This window comes from Pseudarthrobacter linnaei (genome assembly GCF_055412825.1).
The window spans coordinates 1-17092 of record NZ_JBVAYX010000024.1; the positions used below are offsets into that span (position 1 = coordinate 1).

Annotated in this window: 17 protein-coding genes; 5 read left to right on the forward strand and 12 right to left on the reverse strand. The window is 66.1% G+C overall.

Annotation, left to right across the window (positions count from 1 at the left end):
* Window positions 1-290: 290 nt before the first annotated feature.
* The 3 genes from ACZYZ3_RS16240 (at window position 291) to ACZYZ3_RS16250 (ending at window position 3359) form a co-directional block, all read left to right on the forward strand.
* Window positions 291-776, forward strand: a complete 486-nt coding sequence (locus ACZYZ3_RS16240) for a glutathione peroxidase (RefSeq protein WP_463964842.1) — start codon at window positions 291-293, stop codon at window positions 774-776.
* A 224-nt stretch (window positions 777-1000) separates the two neighbouring features.
* Window positions 1001-2212: a formaldehyde dehydrogenase, glutathione-independent gene (gene fdhA / locus ACZYZ3_RS16245; RefSeq protein WP_463964843.1), complete on the forward strand. Its 1212-nt coding sequence runs from the start codon at window positions 1001-1003 to the stop codon at window positions 2210-2212.
* A 205-nt stretch (window positions 2213-2417) separates the two neighbouring features.
* Window positions 2418-3359 (forward strand): phosphodiesterase, encoded by a 942-nt coding sequence (locus ACZYZ3_RS16250; RefSeq protein WP_463964844.1) that lies wholly within the window; start codon window positions 2418-2420, stop codon window positions 3357-3359.
* Between the two features lie 3 nt (window positions 3360-3362).
* Here the strand turns inward: ACZYZ3_RS16250 and ACZYZ3_RS16255 are convergent, their stop codons facing one another.
* Both ACZYZ3_RS16255 and ACZYZ3_RS16260 read right to left on the reverse strand, forming a co-directional pair.
* Window positions 3363-4997: a stealth family protein gene (locus ACZYZ3_RS16255; RefSeq protein ID WP_463964845.1), complete on the reverse strand. Its 1635-nt coding sequence runs from the start codon at window positions 4995-4997 to the stop codon at window positions 3363-3365.
* Between the two features lie 120 nt (window positions 4998-5117).
* Window positions 5118-6032 carry a hypothetical protein gene (locus ACZYZ3_RS16260; protein WP_463964846.1) on the reverse strand — a complete coding sequence of 305 codons (915 nt, stop codon included), beginning with the start codon at window positions 6030-6032 and terminating at the stop codon, window positions 5118-5120.
* A gap of 177 nt (window positions 6033-6209) precedes the next feature.
* On the opposite strand from ACZYZ3_RS16260, the gene ACZYZ3_RS16265 reads away from it, so the two are divergent.
* Together ACZYZ3_RS16265 and ACZYZ3_RS16270 are read left to right on the forward strand one after the other, a co-directional pair.
* Entirely contained in the window at window positions 6210-6509 is a 300-nt protein-coding gene (locus ACZYZ3_RS16265) for a type II toxin-antitoxin system VapB family antitoxin (protein WP_463964847.1), read from the forward strand.
* A complete protein-coding gene (locus ACZYZ3_RS16270) occupies window positions 6502-7167 on the forward strand; it encodes a LytR C-terminal domain-containing protein (RefSeq protein WP_463964848.1) in 666 nt (221 codons plus the stop codon). The genes ACZYZ3_RS16265 and ACZYZ3_RS16270 overlap by 8 nt, the downstream gene beginning before the upstream one ends.
* A 22-nt stretch (window positions 7168-7189) precedes the next feature.
* Here ACZYZ3_RS16270 and ACZYZ3_RS16275 read toward each other — a convergent pair whose 3' ends face one another.
* The 10 genes from ACZYZ3_RS16275 to ACZYZ3_RS16320 all read right to left on the reverse strand — a co-directional run bounded on the left by ACZYZ3_RS16275 (window position 7190) and on the right by ACZYZ3_RS16320 (window position 17077).
* Window positions 7190-7828, reverse strand: a complete 639-nt coding sequence (locus tag ACZYZ3_RS16275) for a TetR/AcrR family transcriptional regulator (protein ID WP_463964849.1) — start codon at window positions 7826-7828, stop codon at window positions 7190-7192.
* Window positions 7829-7966: 138 nt separating this feature from the next.
* Window positions 7967-8686 (reverse strand): DsbA family oxidoreductase, encoded by a 720-nt coding sequence (locus ACZYZ3_RS16280; protein WP_463964850.1) that lies wholly within the window; start codon window positions 8684-8686, stop codon window positions 7967-7969.
* Between the two features lie 96 nt (window positions 8687-8782).
* Complete coding sequence (locus tag ACZYZ3_RS16285; protein ID WP_463964851.1) at window positions 8783-9331, reverse strand: GNAT family N-acetyltransferase; 549 nt, start codon at window positions 9329-9331, stop codon at window positions 8783-8785.
* Between the two features lie 133 nt (window positions 9332-9464).
* Window positions 9465-10499 carry a Gfo/Idh/MocA family protein gene (locus tag ACZYZ3_RS16290; RefSeq protein WP_463964852.1) on the reverse strand — a complete coding sequence of 345 codons (1035 nt, stop codon included), beginning with the start codon at window positions 10497-10499 and terminating at the stop codon, window positions 9465-9467.
* A gap of 4 nt (window positions 10500-10503) precedes the next feature.
* Entirely contained in the window at window positions 10504-11406 is a 903-nt protein-coding gene (locus tag ACZYZ3_RS16295) for a TolB family protein (protein ID WP_463964853.1), read from the reverse strand.
* Window positions 11407-11479: 73 nt separating this feature from the next.
* Entirely contained in the window at window positions 11480-12475 is a 996-nt protein-coding gene (locus tag ACZYZ3_RS16300; RefSeq protein WP_463964854.1) for a sugar phosphate isomerase/epimerase family protein, read from the reverse strand.
* 1 nt (window position 12476) lies between these two features.
* Entirely contained in the window at window positions 12477-13619 is a 1143-nt protein-coding gene (locus tag ACZYZ3_RS16305) for a Gfo/Idh/MocA family protein (protein ID WP_463964890.1), read from the reverse strand.
* A gap of 238 nt (window positions 13620-13857) precedes the next feature.
* Window positions 13858-14697, reverse strand: a complete 840-nt coding sequence (locus ACZYZ3_RS16310) for a carbohydrate ABC transporter permease (protein WP_463964855.1) — start codon at window positions 14695-14697, stop codon at window positions 13858-13860.
* Window positions 14690-15703 (reverse strand): carbohydrate ABC transporter permease, encoded by a 1014-nt coding sequence (locus tag ACZYZ3_RS16315; RefSeq protein WP_463964856.1) that lies wholly within the window; start codon window positions 15701-15703, stop codon window positions 14690-14692. The genes ACZYZ3_RS16310 and ACZYZ3_RS16315 overlap by 8 nt, the downstream gene beginning before the upstream one ends.
* Before the next feature lie 54 nt (window positions 15704-15757).
* Entirely contained in the window at window positions 15758-17077 is a 1320-nt protein-coding gene (locus ACZYZ3_RS16320) for an ABC transporter substrate-binding protein (protein ID WP_463964857.1), read from the reverse strand.
* Window positions 17078-17092: the final 15 nt, after the last annotated feature.

A 17092-nucleotide genomic window follows, 5' to 3' on the forward strand; every position in this document is an offset into this window, starting at 1 on the left:
CCGCGCCTCCGCCGCCGCCGATCGTGGCGCCCGCGCCTCCTCCTCCGCCGCCGGCCGTGGCGCCCGCGCCGCCACCTGCGGTGGCTCCGCCGCCCCCGCCCACTGCGGAACCTGCACCGCCCGCGCCCACCGTGACCGCTGAACCCTCGGCGACCACCGACCCGTCACTGACCCCTGGCCCGTAGACGGCACTAACCCATACCTCCACGCGTTGGTATCGAATGACAGTCGTGACCACTTCCGGCACACCGCCCCGGACACGAACTTCAGACCGATTTCGCGAGGAACCCATGACTTCCCTGTACAGCATTCCGCTTACCCTCATCGACGGCACGGACACCGATTTTGGCCGCTTCGAGGGTGAGGTGGTGCTGATCGTGAACGTGGCGTCGCAGTGCGGATTCACGCCGCAGTATGGCGGACTCGAAGCGCTGCATAATAAGTTCCGCGGTCAGGGCTTCCAGGTGCTCGGTGTCCCCTGCAACCAGTTCGCGGGCCAGGAACCCGCCGCCGACGCCGAAATCGCTGAATTCTGCGAACGGAATTTCGGCGTGACCTTCCCGCTTACCACCAAAGCCGACGTCCGCGGCAAGAACCAGCACCCGCTCTACGCCGAGCTCACCAAGTTCAAGACCAGTTTTCTGCCGGGACGGGTGAAATGGAACTTTGAGAAGTTTCTGGTGAACCGCGACGGCGACGTGGTGGCCCGTTTCGCCCCCACCGTGGAGCCGGACTCACCGGAGATTATTGAAGCGGTGCAGTCCGCCCTTAGTTGAGAGCCGGCTCGCAGAGCACAAGGGGACAACGGCCCCTATCCCTAAGTATGATTACCGCCCTAGACTGGCCGGACCTTCCAGATGAGCCGGGCACACCCACGGCGCGGACGCGCGTGGGTGAGCTGGCGGTACCGCCGCCACGCGCCCGGGGACGGTACATCAGCACGCTTCGTGAATCACAACTGGACACTCATATTGGGGTCCGTGAAACCAGGAGGAAAGTGATGACAGGGAACAAAGCCGTTGCCTACAAGGGGCCGGGCAAGGTCGAACTGATCGACATAGACTACCCCAGCTTCGAACTCAAAGACGGCCCGGGGGTTAACCCCGCCAACGTGGGCCGTTCTGTGCGCCATGGCGTAATCCTGAAAACCGTTGCCACGAACATTTGCGGCTCCGACCAGCACATGGTTCGAGGGCGCACCACAGCCCCCGCGGACCTGGTGCTGGGCCACGAAATCACCGGCGAAGTCGTGGAAGTTGGACCGGACGTCGAATTCATCAAGGTAGGGGACATCTGCTCGGTCCCCTTCAACATCGCCTGCGGCCGCTGCCGCAATTGCAAGGAGCGGAAGACGGGCATCTGCCTCAACGTCAACCCCGCCCGCCCGGGCGCCGCCTACGGCTACGTTGACATGGGAGGCTGGGTCGGCGGCCAGGCCAACTACGTCCTGGTGCCGTACGCAGACTGGAACCTGCTGAAGTTCCCGGACAAGGACCAGGCCCTCGAGAAGATGATGGACCTGACGATGCTGTCAGACATCTTCCCGACCGGCTTCCATGGCGCCGTCAGTGCCGGCGTGGGCGTTGGCTCCACGGTCTACATCGCGGGGGCCGGCCCGGTCGGGCTGGCCGCGGCCACCAGCGCGCAGCTGCTGGGTGCCGCCGTCGTGATTGTCGGTGACCTGAACGCCGGGCGCCTGGCGCAGGCGCGCAGCTTTGGCTGCGAGACCATTGACCTGTCCGAGGGCGGGCCCGCCGAGCAGATCGAGCAGATCCTCGGCGTGCCAGAAGTCGACTGCGGTGTCGACGCCGTCGGCTTCGAAGCCCGGGGGCACGGTCACGACGCCAAGGAAGCTCCGGCAACAGTACTCAACTCGCTGATGGAGATCACGGCCGCCGGCGGTGCGCTGGGTATTCCGGGGCTCTACGTCACCGGGGACCCGGGCGGCATCGACGAGGCCGCCAAGAAGGGCGCTCTCTCGCTCAGCCTCGGCACCGGCTGGGCCAAGTCGCTGAGCTTCACCACGGGCCAGTGTCCGGTGATGAAGTACAACCGCCAGCTCATGATGGCGATCCTGCATGACAAGGTCCACATCGCCAAGAACGTCAACGCCAAGGCAATCCCGCTCGAGGACGCACCGAAGGGCTACGCGGAGTTCGACGCCGGCGCGGCCACGAAATACGTGCTGAATCCGAACGGATACCTGAGCTAACTGCACGGACGCCGAGTAGCGATTATCCGGCGGGCACGGCCGGCCCTGACCAGGGCAGGTATGTGTCCGCCGGATTACTCGGTTATTGCCTCTTTTCGAACATGCCTACTGGAGTTTGCACATTGTTAGCCGAATGTCTGGTTGGATAGACATTACTGAGAGGGACGCTGGAGGCAACCGCTTCCACCCAACCAGGAAGGTAGCAATGGAGCTCATCGAGGCCGAACACCCCCGGCCACGTCATTTCTTACTCCATCTGAGTGACCCCCACCTGCTGGGAGGTTCGGCACCATTGCACGGTGTGGTCGACAGCGACGCCCTGCTCCAGCAACTCTTTGACGAAGTCAGGGCTTCCGGCGCCCGCCCCGAAGCCGTGATTTTCACCGGCGACCTCGCCGACCGGGGAGAACCCGAGGCCTATGCCAAGTTGCGGGCCATCGTCGAGCCCGCCTGCAAGGCCATGGGCGCGAAAGTCATCTGGGCGATGGGCAACCACGACAACCGGGCCCACTTCCGCACCGGCCTGCTGGACTTGCCGGCCGACGACGCCCCCGTGGACCACACCTACTACATCAACGGGCTGCGGATTATCACGCTCGACACCTCAGTCCCCGGCTTCCACCACGGAGAGCTGAGCCCCGATCAGCTGGAGTGGCTCGCGGCCGAACTCGCCACTCCCGCCCCGGACGGAACCATCCTTGCCCTGCACCACCCGCCGGTGCCCTCGGTCCTGGACCTCGCCGTCCTCGTGGAGCTTCGGAACCAGACGGCACTGGCCGGCGTTCTGCGGAACTCTGACGTCCGCTCGATTTTGGGCGGCCACCTGCACTACTCGACGACGGCGACTTTCGCGGGGATCCCGGTCTCCGTGGCGTCGGCCACCTGCTATACCCAGGACCTCAACGTTCCGGTCGGAGGAACCCGCGGACGGGACGGCGGACAGGCCTTCAACCTGGTCCACGTCTACGAGCACACGATCGTGCACTCCGTGGTCCTGCTCGGCAACACCCCGGCAGTCGGCGAACTCGTCTCGGCCGCGGAAGCCCAGCGGCGGATCACCGCCGCAGGGATCCGCATCCCGGTCAAGGCGAAACTCGAAGACCCGGCCAGGACGCCGGACCACCGCACGCTGACCGCCAGCAACTAACCCCTACTTCTCCCAGGGAGCCTTGATGGGGTAATACTTCTCCAGGAAGTCCGTCACGAGTTCGGCCCGTTCCCCGGCCGGGACCTCCGGGAAGCTGCCGTCGTTGAGGCAGAAGAAGTCCATGTTCCGCTTGGCGAGAAGCTTGGGCAGATAGTTGAGTCCTGCCCGTGCGGTGGTGTCCACGTAGCGCACCTTGGCCGCCGTCTGGGTGACGGCGCGGCCGGTGAGCAGCGCGTAGTAGTGGTAGAACGAGTTGGTCACCGAGATGTTGTCCGCGGCGCGGAACGTGCTGGCCGCCGTCTTGGCGAATTCCGCCGGAAACTCCTGCTCCATCTGGGCGACGACGCTGCGCCGCAGCGGTGCAGCCGTGTGCTCCAGGTGCCGGGTGGTGATCCGGCCGAAGCGGTCCCAGAGCAGCTTACGGTTCACCCGGGCTGCGTTCTCGAACCCGCTGCGCTCCGTGTCGTTGTCCCCGAGCCCGATCCGGGTTTCCGCCTCGATGAACTTCGTGACGCCGCCAGGGGTGAAGAACAGGTCGGGTCCGACGGCGCGGCCGAAGAACATGTCGTCATTGGAGTACAGGAAGTGCTCGGACAGGCCTTCGATGTGGTGGAGCTGGCACTCCACTGCCTGCGAGTTGTGGGTGGGCAGCACGGAGGGGTCCGCGAAGAACTCCTCGCTGCGGACGATCGTGACACCCGGGTGATCCGCCAGCCAGGAGGGCGCGGGGGAGTCCGTGGCGATGAAGATGCGGCGGATCCAGGGCGCGAACATGTAAACCGAGCGCAGCGCGTACTTGAGTTCGTCGATCTGGCGGAAGCGGGCCTCGTGATCGTCGCCTTCGCCCACCACGACGCCGGCCATCCGTGCGCGCCGCGCCGCAATGTACTCCGGGGAGCTGCCGTCCACCCAGGAAAACACGAGATCGACATCGAAGCTGATGTCACTGGCGTGGTCCGCGAACATGTTCTCGATGGTGGGCCAGGTGTGGCCGTAGCGCTCCACCGTGCCGCGGACGGCGTCCTGAGCCAGCATCGTCCTGCGGGTCAGCGAGTTCTCGATCGGGAGGATCAGCTCGTCGCCTTCAAAACTCCACAGTTCCAGCTGCACCCCGGCCGAGGCGCCGAACTCGAAGCCGCCTTCCGGTTCGACCCGGGGACGGTACAGCCGGAAGATCCGCGACTGCCGGTTGGGGGAGAGCTCGCCGTCGGCGACCAGTACCGAGGACTTCTTCTTGGCATCGACGCTCATCGAGTAGAAGGGCTCATCGTGGCAGGCCTCCACGAGCGCGGCGCGGAGTTCCTTGCGGTCCTTCCAGTCCACGGCCATGACGGGCCGGTCGTTGTTGCCGCGGACCAGGAGGTAGTCCAGGCCGGCGCCGTCCAGCACCGAACGGATGAACATCAGGTCCTCGACCATGGCCTGGTACGGCGTGCGGTTCTCATTGATCAGGCCGTACCGGCCCCGGCGGCGCACAACGTCCTGGCGCGCCCGGAATCTCGCGACGGCAGCAGCGGAAGTGACCTCATCATGGGCGTCTACCGATGCCTGGCTGCCGTAGTAGATCTCGTCCTGGACCAATGCGTCTGTAATTTTGGTTCTCCGTGATTGTTTGCGTGAATGTGTCCCTACTTGCATGATAACGTCCGCCCCAACATCGACCCGAATTTCCCCGGCGCTTAAACGCCGCCAGTGGGGGCCGCAAGAGCCCCCGTCCACCCCCGGACTCCTGGTCCGGGAGTGTTGCAGTCCGCCGGTTCAGCCCAGCAGGGCCGCGCGCCAGCTGCGCAGGAAAGCCGCCCCGGCGTCGTCGTGGATGACGTCCTCTCCGAGTCCCAGATCCGCCGCGGTGAGTACGTCGTACGGTTTCACCGGGACGCCGTCGGCGGGCCGGACGTCCACGTGTTTCACCGGGTGGTCGTTGTGGTGCAGCCAGTCGGCCATGGCGTAGTCGGTGCGGGAATCGCCCACCGTCCGCCAGGCCTGCGGGGTGACGCCCTGCGCCGCCAGCAGCTCCACGGCCCGGCTCGCGCCGAGGTCCTTGCCGAGCCGGACCGACTCGATGTCGGTGGAGATAATGGTCGGATCCACCCGGTAATCGATCCGGTCATCGGAATCCGGGGCGTGGTGGTCCAGCCGCACCACGCCGAGACCGTGCCGGCCCATCAGGTCCATGGCGTCGGAGTCGAAGAGCTGCTGCTCGGCGCGGTAGTCGGAGTTCTCGACGGCGATGTGCTGCTCCACGGAGACCATGGCCAGCTTGGTCTCGTCGAAGAACATGTGACCGGCGTAATCCTCGGCCACCAGACGCCGGACGTCGTCGCCAAAGGTCCGCGGAATGGCCAGATCGTGATCGACGTGGACCGGCCCGGGTCCCTCCGCGGTGTAGCTGAACCAGACGGCGCCCTTCTCGCACACGGCATGGATGAGGGTGCCGGCCGGCATTCCCGCGGCGATCATCGGCTCCATCACCTGTTCGCGGATGAAGGCAGCCGATCGGCCGGTGTTGAAGACTACCGGGATCCCCGCCGCGGCCAGCGCTAGCAGGTCCGCGATGATCACCGGCTGTACTGCACGGGTGACGGGGCTCGCCACGGGACCGTCGACGTCGAGCAGCAGTGCCAGCGGGGGAGCCGACGGCGAGAGGGGAGCTGAGGTCTCGGGAATTGTCATGGCCCCATTCTCCCAGCAGCCGGGCATCTTTGCATGTTGTGGACCGTACCGCCGTCAAGGTGTTAACTGTGGCAGCGAGGGCCGGACGGTGTGACAAATGGTTACTGTTTGGCTACAACGTCCCGGCACCGGGAGTCGTGGATTCCTTTGGCGCTCCAAGTTCTTTAGTCTTGCAGGGTGATATTCAAAGCCGTGGGCGAGGGACGCCCGTACCCCGACCATGGTTACAGCACGCCCAAGGAGTGGGCGGCGCTTCCGCCGCGGCCAGTCCGGCTGGATGAGCTGGTGACCACCAAACGCACGCTCGACCTAGAGGCGCTGCTGGCAGAGGACTCGACGTTCTTCGGCGACCTGTTCCCGCACGTGGTGGAGTACCGCGGCGTCCTGTACCTGGAGGACGGCCTGCACCGCGCCGTTCGGACCGCTCTGCACCAGCGCACAGCGATCCACGCGCGCGTGCTGGTGATAGATGGCTAGGAAGCCCAAGGACATCACCGTCCTGCACGGGCACCAGGTCATTACCGGCTCGGATCTGCGGGCCACCTTCGTGGAGGATGACGAGCTGCACGACAATCCCGTCAGGATGCGACGACGCATCCTGCACGGGGTCGTCTTGGTGCTGCTCATCGGGCTGGTGGCCGCAGCCATTTTGGTCGCGCTGGCGATCATGAACGGCCAGATCAAGATTCCGACGGCGGAGCGCAGCCAGGCCGCCGCCTCCGATTGCCCGGAAGCGCGCTTTGACTACACGCCGCCGGAGACGATCACCCTCAACGTTTACAACTCGACCTCCCGCCCGGGACTGGCCCGCTCCGTGGCCGACGAGTTCGCGGCCCGCAAGTTCCTCGTCGGGGCCGTTGCCAATACGAGCTCAAGCTACCGCGGGGTGGCGCTGGTCGTCTCCGGGGCCGCGGGCCAGTCCGCGGCGTTCAGTGTGCAGCGGAACCTGCCGGGCTCGGACTACTTCCAGGACGGCCGGACGGACCCGAGCGTGGACGTCATCCTCACTGGAGACTTCCAGCAACTGACGGACCCGGAACTCGTCGACCAGACGCCGGGCCAACTCAGCTGCCCGCGCGAGGACCGGCGGATCGTGGACGAATCCGGGTTGCCCGTGACGCCGCCGGCCGGGTAGCGCGCGGAGCCGGGCCCTGACGTCAGGAGGGCGCGCGGAGTGGCCGGCCGTCGTCGTCGAACCGGGCCCCGGCACCGAGCTGGACGAACCGCACGGTCCGAAGAATCCTGGCCTCCGCCTCGGCGTCCTGGCCAGCGCCGTCACCGCGGGCGGCGCTGGAGGACAGGGTGCCGTGGATGAGCTGCGCGAGCTGGGTGATGTCCGACTCCGGCAGGTAGCGCTGGGCGATGCCGTCCCGGAGGATGCCCTGCAGGAGCACGCTGAGCTCCCCGACGTGGTCCGCCAGCTTCGCGAACGATGCCGGCGAGAGCACGGCTCCCATCGCGGGGCCCGGCGGCAGGTGCCGCCGGCTGAGGTCCTCGACCTGGGCGCGAACGTACAGGGCCAGGCGGTCGACCGGATTCTCCAGCGCAGCCAGGGATTCGCGCAGGTCGACCAGGAACCGCTCGGTCTCGTCCAGCGCATAAGCGATCAGCAGCTCTTCAATGTCCGCGTAATAGTTGTAGACGGCGGTGCGGCCGATCCGGGCGTGGCGTGCGACGTCGGTCATGGTCAGCCCCGGGAGCCCATGCGTGAAGAGGAGTTCGCCGAAGGCAGTCAGGATGCGGTGCTGGGTCTCGGCTCGTTGGGCGGCGTTGCTCGCAGCCGAAATCCTGGGCATACGGACACCTTAGCGCGATCTGTCAGTAAACCGGCGCTGCGGCGGCGGCCAAGCTGCGGGTTCGCCGGAGAACGGCCCAGTCGCCGGAAACTTCCGGCGACCCCGGACGCTTCCGGCGAGTTCGACGTCGGCGGGGCGTCAGCTGGCGCAGCCCTCAGGACCGCACGCATCGGCGGTTCCGTGGGAGTCCCCGTCCCGGGCGGCGCTGACCATTTCCAGCGGGCGGCTGTCCTGCCACGCCTGCTCGAGGGCGGCGGTGAACGTCTCGGCGGGCTGGGCGCCGGAGAGCCCGAATTTCCGGTCGATCACGAAGAACGGGACCCCGGTGACGCCGATTGCTCGGCCTTCCTCGATGTCCAGCCGGACGTCGTCGGCGTATTTGTCGGTGGTGAACAGTTCCGCCAGTTCGGCGGCGGCGATCCCCAGGTCCAGGCCCAGCGAGGTCAGGTAGTCCCGGCTGCCGATGTCCAAGCCCCGCTCGAAGTGGTCGCTGAGCAGGCGTTCCTTGGCGGCGTCCTGCTGCCCGTGTACGGCGGCGAGGTGGATCAGCCGGTGGGCGGTGAAGCTGTTGGCGACCACGACGTCGTCAAAGCGGTAGTTGAGGCCCTCGCCCCTGGCCTGCTCTGCCACGTGCGCGAACATTCCGGCGACCTGGGCCGGGGCCAGGCCCTTGCGGGTGCTCAGGTAGTCCAGTTCGGTGCCGTCGAAGTGGTCGGGCAGCGACGGATCCAGCTGGTAGCTGCGCCACGTCACCTCCACGGCCTCGCGGTGCGGGAAGGCCGCCAGTGCGGTTTCAAAGCGGCGTTTGCCGATGTAGCACCAGGGGCAGGCGACGTCGGACCAGATCTCAATCTTCATGCTCGCCACAACCCTGACGCGGGCGGCTCCATTCCCTGGCGGACTGTCGGCTTGGTCACGGGCGCGTCGGGCAGGGGGCGGCGCCGGCACGCGCGCTCAGGCACGTACTCCCAAGGTGACCCGGCGCTCCATAACGAAGTCGTGCTCCACGGTGTTGCCGAGCTTGAACGACTTGGTGCCGACCCTGCGGAAGCCGGACTTCTCGTAGAACCGGATGGCCCGGGCGTTCTGGCTGTTCACGCCGAGCCAGAGCCCGCGGGCGCCGGCGCCCGCTGCCGCGCCGATGCTGGCGTCCATCAGTTCGGCCGCGGCGCCCAGACCGTGGTGGTCGGGGTGGACGTAGCACTTGCTGAGTTCGGTGCACGGCAGTTCCCTCAGGACCGCGGCCACGTCCGGGTCCCTGGCGGGGCGGGCCACCAGCAGGCTGTAGCCGCGCAGCCCGCCGCCGGTCTCGATCACCAGCACTGTGACGTCCGGATCTGCCAGATAGGCGCCGAAGTGGGCCTCACTGAGGGTGTTGGCCAGATGCGCCGCGATGTCCTCCGGCCGGGACTCCGGAGGACACGCGAGCGGGAAGGTGACGGCCGCAAGAGCAGCCAGCCTCCCGGCGTCGTCCGCTGTTGCTGTCCGGATCTGGTGCGTCATAGCTAAAACCCTAGCCCCCGGAAGGCTCCGCCGCAGGTCTTCTCCGGGCAGCGGCGTGCGCACGAACCGCTCAGCCGGGAAGGCCAGCTCCTCCCCGTGCTGCCGCGGCTCGGTAATCCGGGGTGGGGCGGTATCAGCCGCTCGGGGTCCCTTCCGCCGTGGCGTCGGCTTCGTAGCTGAGGCCGATCTGGCGGCGGATCTCGTCCATGGCGGCCATGACGGCCACGCTCTCGCTCGGCGGAAGAACCGTGCCGGCTGTGACGCCCGCGTGGATGAGACGTTCCATCTCGGCGGCCTGGAATTGCATCCCTCTGCCCTTCACCGGCTCGTCGAACCTCTCCAGGACGTTTCCGTGCGTGTCGAACCGGGTCAAGGGAGTGGGGTTGTACCACGTGGGTTCGATATCGATCCAGCCTTCCGTCCCGATGACGACTGCCCGGTTGGCTCCGTCGGCATCCAGCGCACAGTCCACTATGGCCTGCTGTCCTTGCGGGTATTCGAAGATCGCCGCCGTCTGGCGGTCCACCCCTGTCGCCGTCAGGGAGGCGCTGGCCCGGATGTTTTCCGGAGCGCCAAGGACATCAAAGGCGAAGGAGACCGGATAGATGCCGAGGTCCAGCAGCGCTCCGCCGCCCAGGGCAGGGTCGTTCAGCCGGTGGGCGGGGTCCTTGGGAAGGTTTTGGTTGTGGCTGGCGCTGACCTTCCGGATCTCGCCGAGCGTGCCGTCACGGATGATCTCGCGGAGCCGGACCATGTGCGGCAGGAAGCGGCTCCACATGGCCTCGAGTGCCACAAGTCCCTTGGATTCGGCCAGTTCCACGATTTCCCGGGCTTCGCGGGCGTTGATGGTGAACGGCTTCTCGACCAGTACGTGCTTCCCGGCCTTCAAAGCGAGCAGTGCGTGGGCATGGTGGAAGGTGTGCGGTGTTGCGACGTAGACGACGTCGACGCCCGGGTCCGTGACCATTGCCTCGTAGCTGTCATGGATGGTGGGAATGCTGAACTTTTCGCTGAACGCTTTGCTCGATTCCAGCGTGCGTGAACCGACGGCCTGCACGGTGAATCCGTTGTCGATCAGGTCCTGCGTTTGCAGCCCTGCGATGAAACCGGTGCCGAGGATTCCCCAGCGGATCTGTCCGTCGGAGGTTCCGGGGTTGAGGTTGGCCACGTCATTAGTCCTTTGTTGTCGGGAAACTCTCGAGCGGGTAGGCGACGTACGCGAACCGTGTGGAATCAGGGGACCAGCTGTTGACGTTAAGTGTGCCCTGACCACCAAGGAGCGGCCAGGTGTGCAGGGGTGCTGCCCAGTCGCCGGTAGACACAAGCACGACCTCGACCGGCAGGTCAGCGGGGTGGCCTACGGTTCCGCCGGGGAACCGGATGTAGCTGGCCAGGCGGCCGTCAGGGGACAGATGGGGGAACCAATCGACGGTTCCGCTCTCCAGCAGCCGCTCGGCGTTCGCGTCCGGGGCGCTGCCGCTGGCTGTGTTCAGCCGTGCGATTTGTGCATGGCCGGGTTGGCTGGTGAAGGCTTCGGTGTTGAAGTAGAGCCATCCGCCGTCCGGGGAATATTCGGGTCCGTCGCAGTGGCCATCCACGTTCAACTCGGTGGCGGCGCCACCGCCGGCCGGGATGGTCATGAGCCTGCCAGGCTGGCTGAAATCGCCGGCCTGGATCCCCACGGAGGCCAGCTCCTGTCCGTCCGGGCTCACTCCGTGGAGGAAATGGAAGTACCCGTCGTCACCAGTAATCCGCGTGGCCGCACCGCCGTCAAGCGCCGCACGGAAGATGTGGCCATCGTTCCCCGAAAGGTAGATGCCGGTGCCGTCCGGCGCAAGGACATGGTCGTTGTTCAGGTCCGGGATCCCGGTGAGGGGCACCTGAGCGATGGCCCGGCTCTCGACATCGAAGCGCCACAACGTCCCGGCGCCGTTCAGGATGAGCGCCGCGCCGTCGAGGGTCCAGTTCGGCGCCTCAAGGAGCACGTCCTCCGTCGTGAAAACCAGCTCGCGTTCACCCGTCACGGACGCGATCCACACCTCGCAGCGCTGGCCGGGCTGAAGTGCCCGAATCACGGGGCGACCTCCAGGGAGGCCGTCGGGAGCCCCTCCACCGGCGGGCGACCGGAGGCTCCGGTCACGTCCATCCCTACTGCTTGAAGGCAGCGTCGAAGGAGGTGTTCGACGCCGGGAAGTCGTACTTCTTGAGCGCGGCGAGGGCCTCGGGGGCGCCGTGCAGCCGGTCCATGCCGGCGTCTTCCCATTCGATCGAGATCGGGCCGGTGTAGCCGATCGCGGCCAGGGCGCGGAAGGACGATTCCCAGGGCACGTCGCCGCGGCCGGCGGAGACGAAGTCCCAGCCCCGGCGCGGGTCGCCCCAGGGCAGGTGCGAGCCCATCACGGTGTTCCGGCCGGTCGGCCGCAGCTTCGTGTCCTTGCAGTCCACGTGGTAGATCCGGTCCTTGAAGTCCCAGATGAAGGAGACCGGATCGATGCCCTGCCACATGAAATGGGACGGGTCCCAGTTCAGCCCGAAGGCCTCCCGGTGGCCGATCGCCTCCAGGGTGCGGACGGTGGTCCAGTAGTCGTAGGCGATCTCGGAGGGGTGGACCTCGTGGGCGAAGCGGACGCCGCAGTCGTCGAAGACGTCAAGGATCGGGTTCCAGCGGTTGGCGAAGTCCTGGTAGCCGGCCTCGATGACTTTCTCCGGGACGGGCGGGAACATCGCGACGTACTGCCAAATGGAGGAGCCGGTGAAGCCGACCACAGTGTCCACGCCGAGGGCCTTGGCGAGCCGGGCGGTGTGCTGCATTTCCTCGGCGGCGCGCTGGCGGACGCCTTCGGGGTCGCCGTCGCCCCAGACCCTGGCCCCGACGATGGCCTCGTGGCGGAAGTCGATCGGGTCATCGCAGACGGCCTGGCCCTTGAGGTGGTTGGAGATGGCCCAGACCTTGAGGTTGAATTTCTCCAGCACGGCGAGTTTGGACTCGACGTAGCCGGGTTCGTCCCAGCGCCAGGCGTCCAGGTGGTTCCCGGAGACGGCGATTTCCAGGCCGTCGTAGCCCCAGCCGGAGGCCAGGCGGGCGACCTCCTCGAAGGGCAGGTCGGCCCACTGGCCGGTGAACAGGGTGTACGGGCGGGCCATGTCAGGCTCCTTCGGTTGGCGGAACGGTGGCGGGGCCGGAGGCCAGCTGGATGATGGCGCTCTTGGCCGCCGCACTTTCCTCGACTGCGGCCAGAATACGCTGAACGGTCAGGCCGTCCTCGAACGACGGCGAGGGCTGGCTGCCGCTGCCGATCGCGACGAGAAAGTCACGGATTTCATGGGTGAAAGTGTGCTCCCAGCCGATCACGTGGCCCTGCGGCCACCAGGCGGCGGCGTACGGGTGTTCCGGTTCGTTGACCAGGATGCGCCGGAAGCCCTGTTCCCGGACGGGGACGGTGGCGTCCAGGAAGCCCAGTTCGTTCAGGTCTTCCAGATCGAACAGGATGGCACCTTTCTCGCCGTAGATCTCCAGTTTGAGCGAGTTCTTCTGGCCGGTGGCCATGCGGGAGACCTCCACCGAGGCGACCGCCCCGGACGCGAGCGAGAGCGTCGCCCAGGCGGCGTCGTCGACCGTCACCTCTTCCGGACCGTTACGGCCGGGGCGGTGCGAGGTGAAGGTGTGCAGCCGGCCGGTGACTTCGGTGACCTGGTCGCCGAGCAGGAACAGCACCTGGTCGATGGCGTGGGAGGCAATGTCGCCCAGCGCCCCGGAGCCAGCGGTTTCCCTGTTCAGCCGCCACGTCATGGGCGACTCCGGGTCCACGAGCCAGTCCTGCAGATAGGCCGCCCGGACATGCCGGATCGCGCCGAGCCGGCCCTCGCTGATCAGTTCCCGGGCCAGGGCAAGGGCGGGGATGCGCCGGTAGTTGAAGCCGATCATGGACTGAATACCCTGGCTGCGGGCCGACTGGGCCGCCGCGGTCATGGACTCGGCCTCCGCCAGGGTGTTGGCGAGCGGTTTCTCCACGAGCACGTGTTTCCCGGCCTCAAGCGCTGCGACGGCGATCTCCGCGTGCATAAAGCCGGGGGCGCAGATGTCCACGATCTGGATGTCGTCGCGGGCGATTACCGAGCGCCAGTCCGTGGAGGACTCCGCCCAGCCATACCTGGCGGCGGCCGCGGCGACCCCGGCAGCGTCCCGCCCGACCAGGACGCGCTGTTCGAAGGCCGGGACCTCGAAGTAGCTGGCCACATTGCGCCAGGCGTTCGAATGGGCCTTGCCCATAAACGCGTAGCCGATCATGGCCACGCCCAGCGGGAAACCGGTCCCGGCGGGAGGGCCGGGCGGGGCGGGGTTGCTGGTGCCGGCGGGAGGGCCGGGCGGGGCGGGGTTGCTGGTGCCGGCGGGCGCCGGCGGTGGCGTGTGCGCCGTCGTCATCTGATGCTCCTTGAAACTGGGGTGGCTGGCCTCAACGGCGCTTGCCTGGCTGGCGTGGGTCGGGGTGCGCTCGGCGTTGAAGTCAACGTGCCCGGCATCGCATCTACTTCACGGCGCCGGCGGACAGCCCTGCGACGAGGTGTTTCTGGACCAGGATGAAGCCGATAAGCACGGGCAGGCTGACCACAACGGAGGCGGCCATGAGTTGGTTCCAGAAGACGTCCGATTCGCTGGCATAGGATTTCAGCCCCAAGGAAAGGGTCTTGGTGGCCTCGTTGGTTAAGACTGAGGCGAACAGGACCTCCCCCCAGGCGGATATGAACGAGTACACCGCCACGGCGATGATGCCCGGCTTGGCCACCGGCAGGATCACCCGGAACAGGGCGCCCATCCGGCCGGTGCCGTCGATCATCGAGGCCTCTTCGAGTTCCTTAGGGATGGCGGCGAAATATCCGGTCAGCATCCAAATCGCAAAGGGAAGCGTGAAGGTCATGTACGTGATGATCAGGCCCAAGTACGAGCCCTGGAGTTGCAGCCCGGTCATGTTCCGGATCTGCGTGAAGATGAGGTACAGCGGCAGCAGAAACAGGATGCCCGGGAACATCTGGGTGGACAGCACGGTCAGGCTGAAGGCCCGGCGGCCGCGGAACTGCAGCCGGGCGACGGCATAGGCGGCCAGGACGGCGACGGTGACCGAACACACCGTGGCGGCCACCGTAATGATCAGGCTGTTCTGGAAGTACTTGGCCAGCGGCACCGTGGTCCAGATATCGAAGTACGGGGCCGCCGTTATTTCGTCAGGGATCCACTGGAATAGTCCGGAAACGTCCTTCAGGGGCTTTAGCGAGGTGGACACCACGACGTAGAGCGGGACGGCCACCCAGAGGGAGAGGATGGTCAGAACGATGTTCCGCAGGATGCGGAAATTGCGGGTCTCAATCATTGTCGGCCCCCTTGGGCAGCACCATGCGGATATAGAAGAAGGACGCGATGAACAGGGCGATCAGGAGCAGTACGCTCATGGCCCCGCCCAGGCCGAAGTTCCAGCTGCCGAAGGAGTTCTGATAGATCAGCGGCGAGACCAAGGTTGCTTCCTTCGGGGACGCTGCGCCAAAGAGCACGAAGGGGATATTGAATTGGTTGAAGGTCCACAGCGACATCACCAGCAGCAGGACACCATTGGCTGGCCGGACCATGGGCAGCGTAATGCGGCGAAACTGCTGCCAGAGGGATGCCCCATCGATCGAGGCGGCCTCGTAGACGTCGGCTGGGACGGTCTGCAAGGCGGCCATCAGCATGAGAAACGCGAAGGGCCACAGCTGCCAGACGTTCACCACTATCATGGCGCCGAAGGAGTTCTCGCCCAGGAGCCAGAAGGGGCGTTCATCGCCGAAAACGTGCAGGGTGTCGACGAGGATCTGGTTCACGGCTCCGTCGCGCTGGTTGAACATGAAGGCCCAGGCAATGGTTCCCACATAGGCGGGCAGGGCGTAGGGAACCAAGAAGAAGGTCCTCAGGATGGCGCGGCCCTTGAAGTTGGAGGAGAGGAACACGGCGCCGGCCATGCCCAGGACCCAGGAAAATCCAACCACCGTGACGGTGTAGAGCATGGTCCGGCCCACGGTGCTGAAGAATGCTTGGCCGATGGTGCTTTCGGGGTTCAGGCCGTTGACAAAGTTCTGCAGGCCAACAAACGGGGCGTTGAGCCAGTTCGTCAGGTTCAGTTGCGTGAGTGAAATGAAGGCGATCCAGACCCCGAGAATCATCGGGCCGATATGGATGAGCAGTTCGAGCAGGGCCGCTGGCAGTATCAGGCCATAGGGAAGGATGTTCTTTCTCTTCTTGCGAATGTGAGGGTCGGCGCCGTCGCTAGGCGGGAGGGGGAGGGAACCCGGGGCGGGCTCGCCGCTGACGGCGGCTGGGCCGCTGTCCAATGCTGAATGGGTCATGGAAGCTCCTTGGCCAGGGGTGCGGGGCTTGGCCCCCGCACCCCTCAGGCATTGTTACTGGGCCGCAGCCATCTGGTTGTTGGCGTCCTTGAGGGCGGCCTGGACGTCGGCTTCGGAGACGGTTCCGGTGGCTGCTTTGGCGAAGAGATTCTTGATGGCCGTGCCCATGAGGGTTTCCATCTGGCCTTCCTTGGGAATCAGCGGCATCGGCAGGGCGTGGTTGGCCAGCGCGTCGTTCTTGAGCTTGACCTCGTCAGTCTGGAAGGCGGCGTCGGAGGAGGCGCCGGAAACCACCGGCAGGGAGCGGAAGGCTTTGTTCAGCGCGACCTGCTCGGCGTCATTGGTGAGCCAGCCGGTCAGCTTGATCGCGTTCTCCTTGTTCTTGGAGTTCTTGAACACGCTCAGGTTGATGCCGGCGACATGGCTCTGTGTGCCCTCGGGACCGCTGGCACCGGCCTTCATCATGGGCACGGGGGCAACGGCCCAGTCCTTGAAGCCGCGGGCGTCGAAGTTCTTGACCGGGCTCTGGTCGAACATCATGGCCGCTTTGCCGTTGATCAGGTTGTCGACCTTCTGGGCACCGTCCGAGATTTCAGCGTCCGACGGCGACATCACCTTGTCGGTGGCCATCAGGTCAATCCATTGCTTGACCCCCGCTACCTGAGCGGGACTGTCGAAGGTCGGCTTGCCGTCCTTGTCGAACAGGGCGCCGCCGTTCTGCAATCCCCGCACAAATGCCTGGTGGGAGTTGGCGGAGACCGAGGCGCCAGCAGCAGTGAATCCCCACTGGTCCGGCTTGCCGTCGCCGGTGGTGTCCTTGGTCAGTTTCTTGGCGTCCGCGACGAACTCATCCCAGGTGGCCGGCGGCGTCTCGATGCCGGCTTCCTTGAACATCTTCGGGTTGTAGTACATGTTGTAAGCGAGTCCGTAGAGCGGAACCGACGTCGGGGTCTTACCCTCGGCGCCGCCGGTGGACCAGCTGGTCTTCAGGAAGCGGTCCTTGCCGCCGACCGCTTCGAGAAGGGCGCCCTCCACCGGTTCGAACGCACCGGTTTCCTGCAGCGTGACGGCCCACGTGTTGCCGATGTTCAGGACGTCCGGGCCGTCGCCGCTGGTGACGGCGGTCAGAATGCGGTTGTACAGATCGTTCCAGCCGATCACCTCAAGCTTGACCTTCACTCCGGTCTTTTCCGTGAAACGGTCCAAAGTGGGTTTGAGCTTGGCCGCGGTGTCTTCGAGGCTGTTGCCCTGGTTGGATGCCCAGTAGGTGATGGTGTCGCTGGAGGCCTGGCTGCTGCCGCCGCAGGCGGTCATTCCGAATGCCAGCGTCGCCGTAGCGGCCAGGGCCGACAGGACTTTCAGGGGGTTCTTCATGGTTGCTCCGGGTTT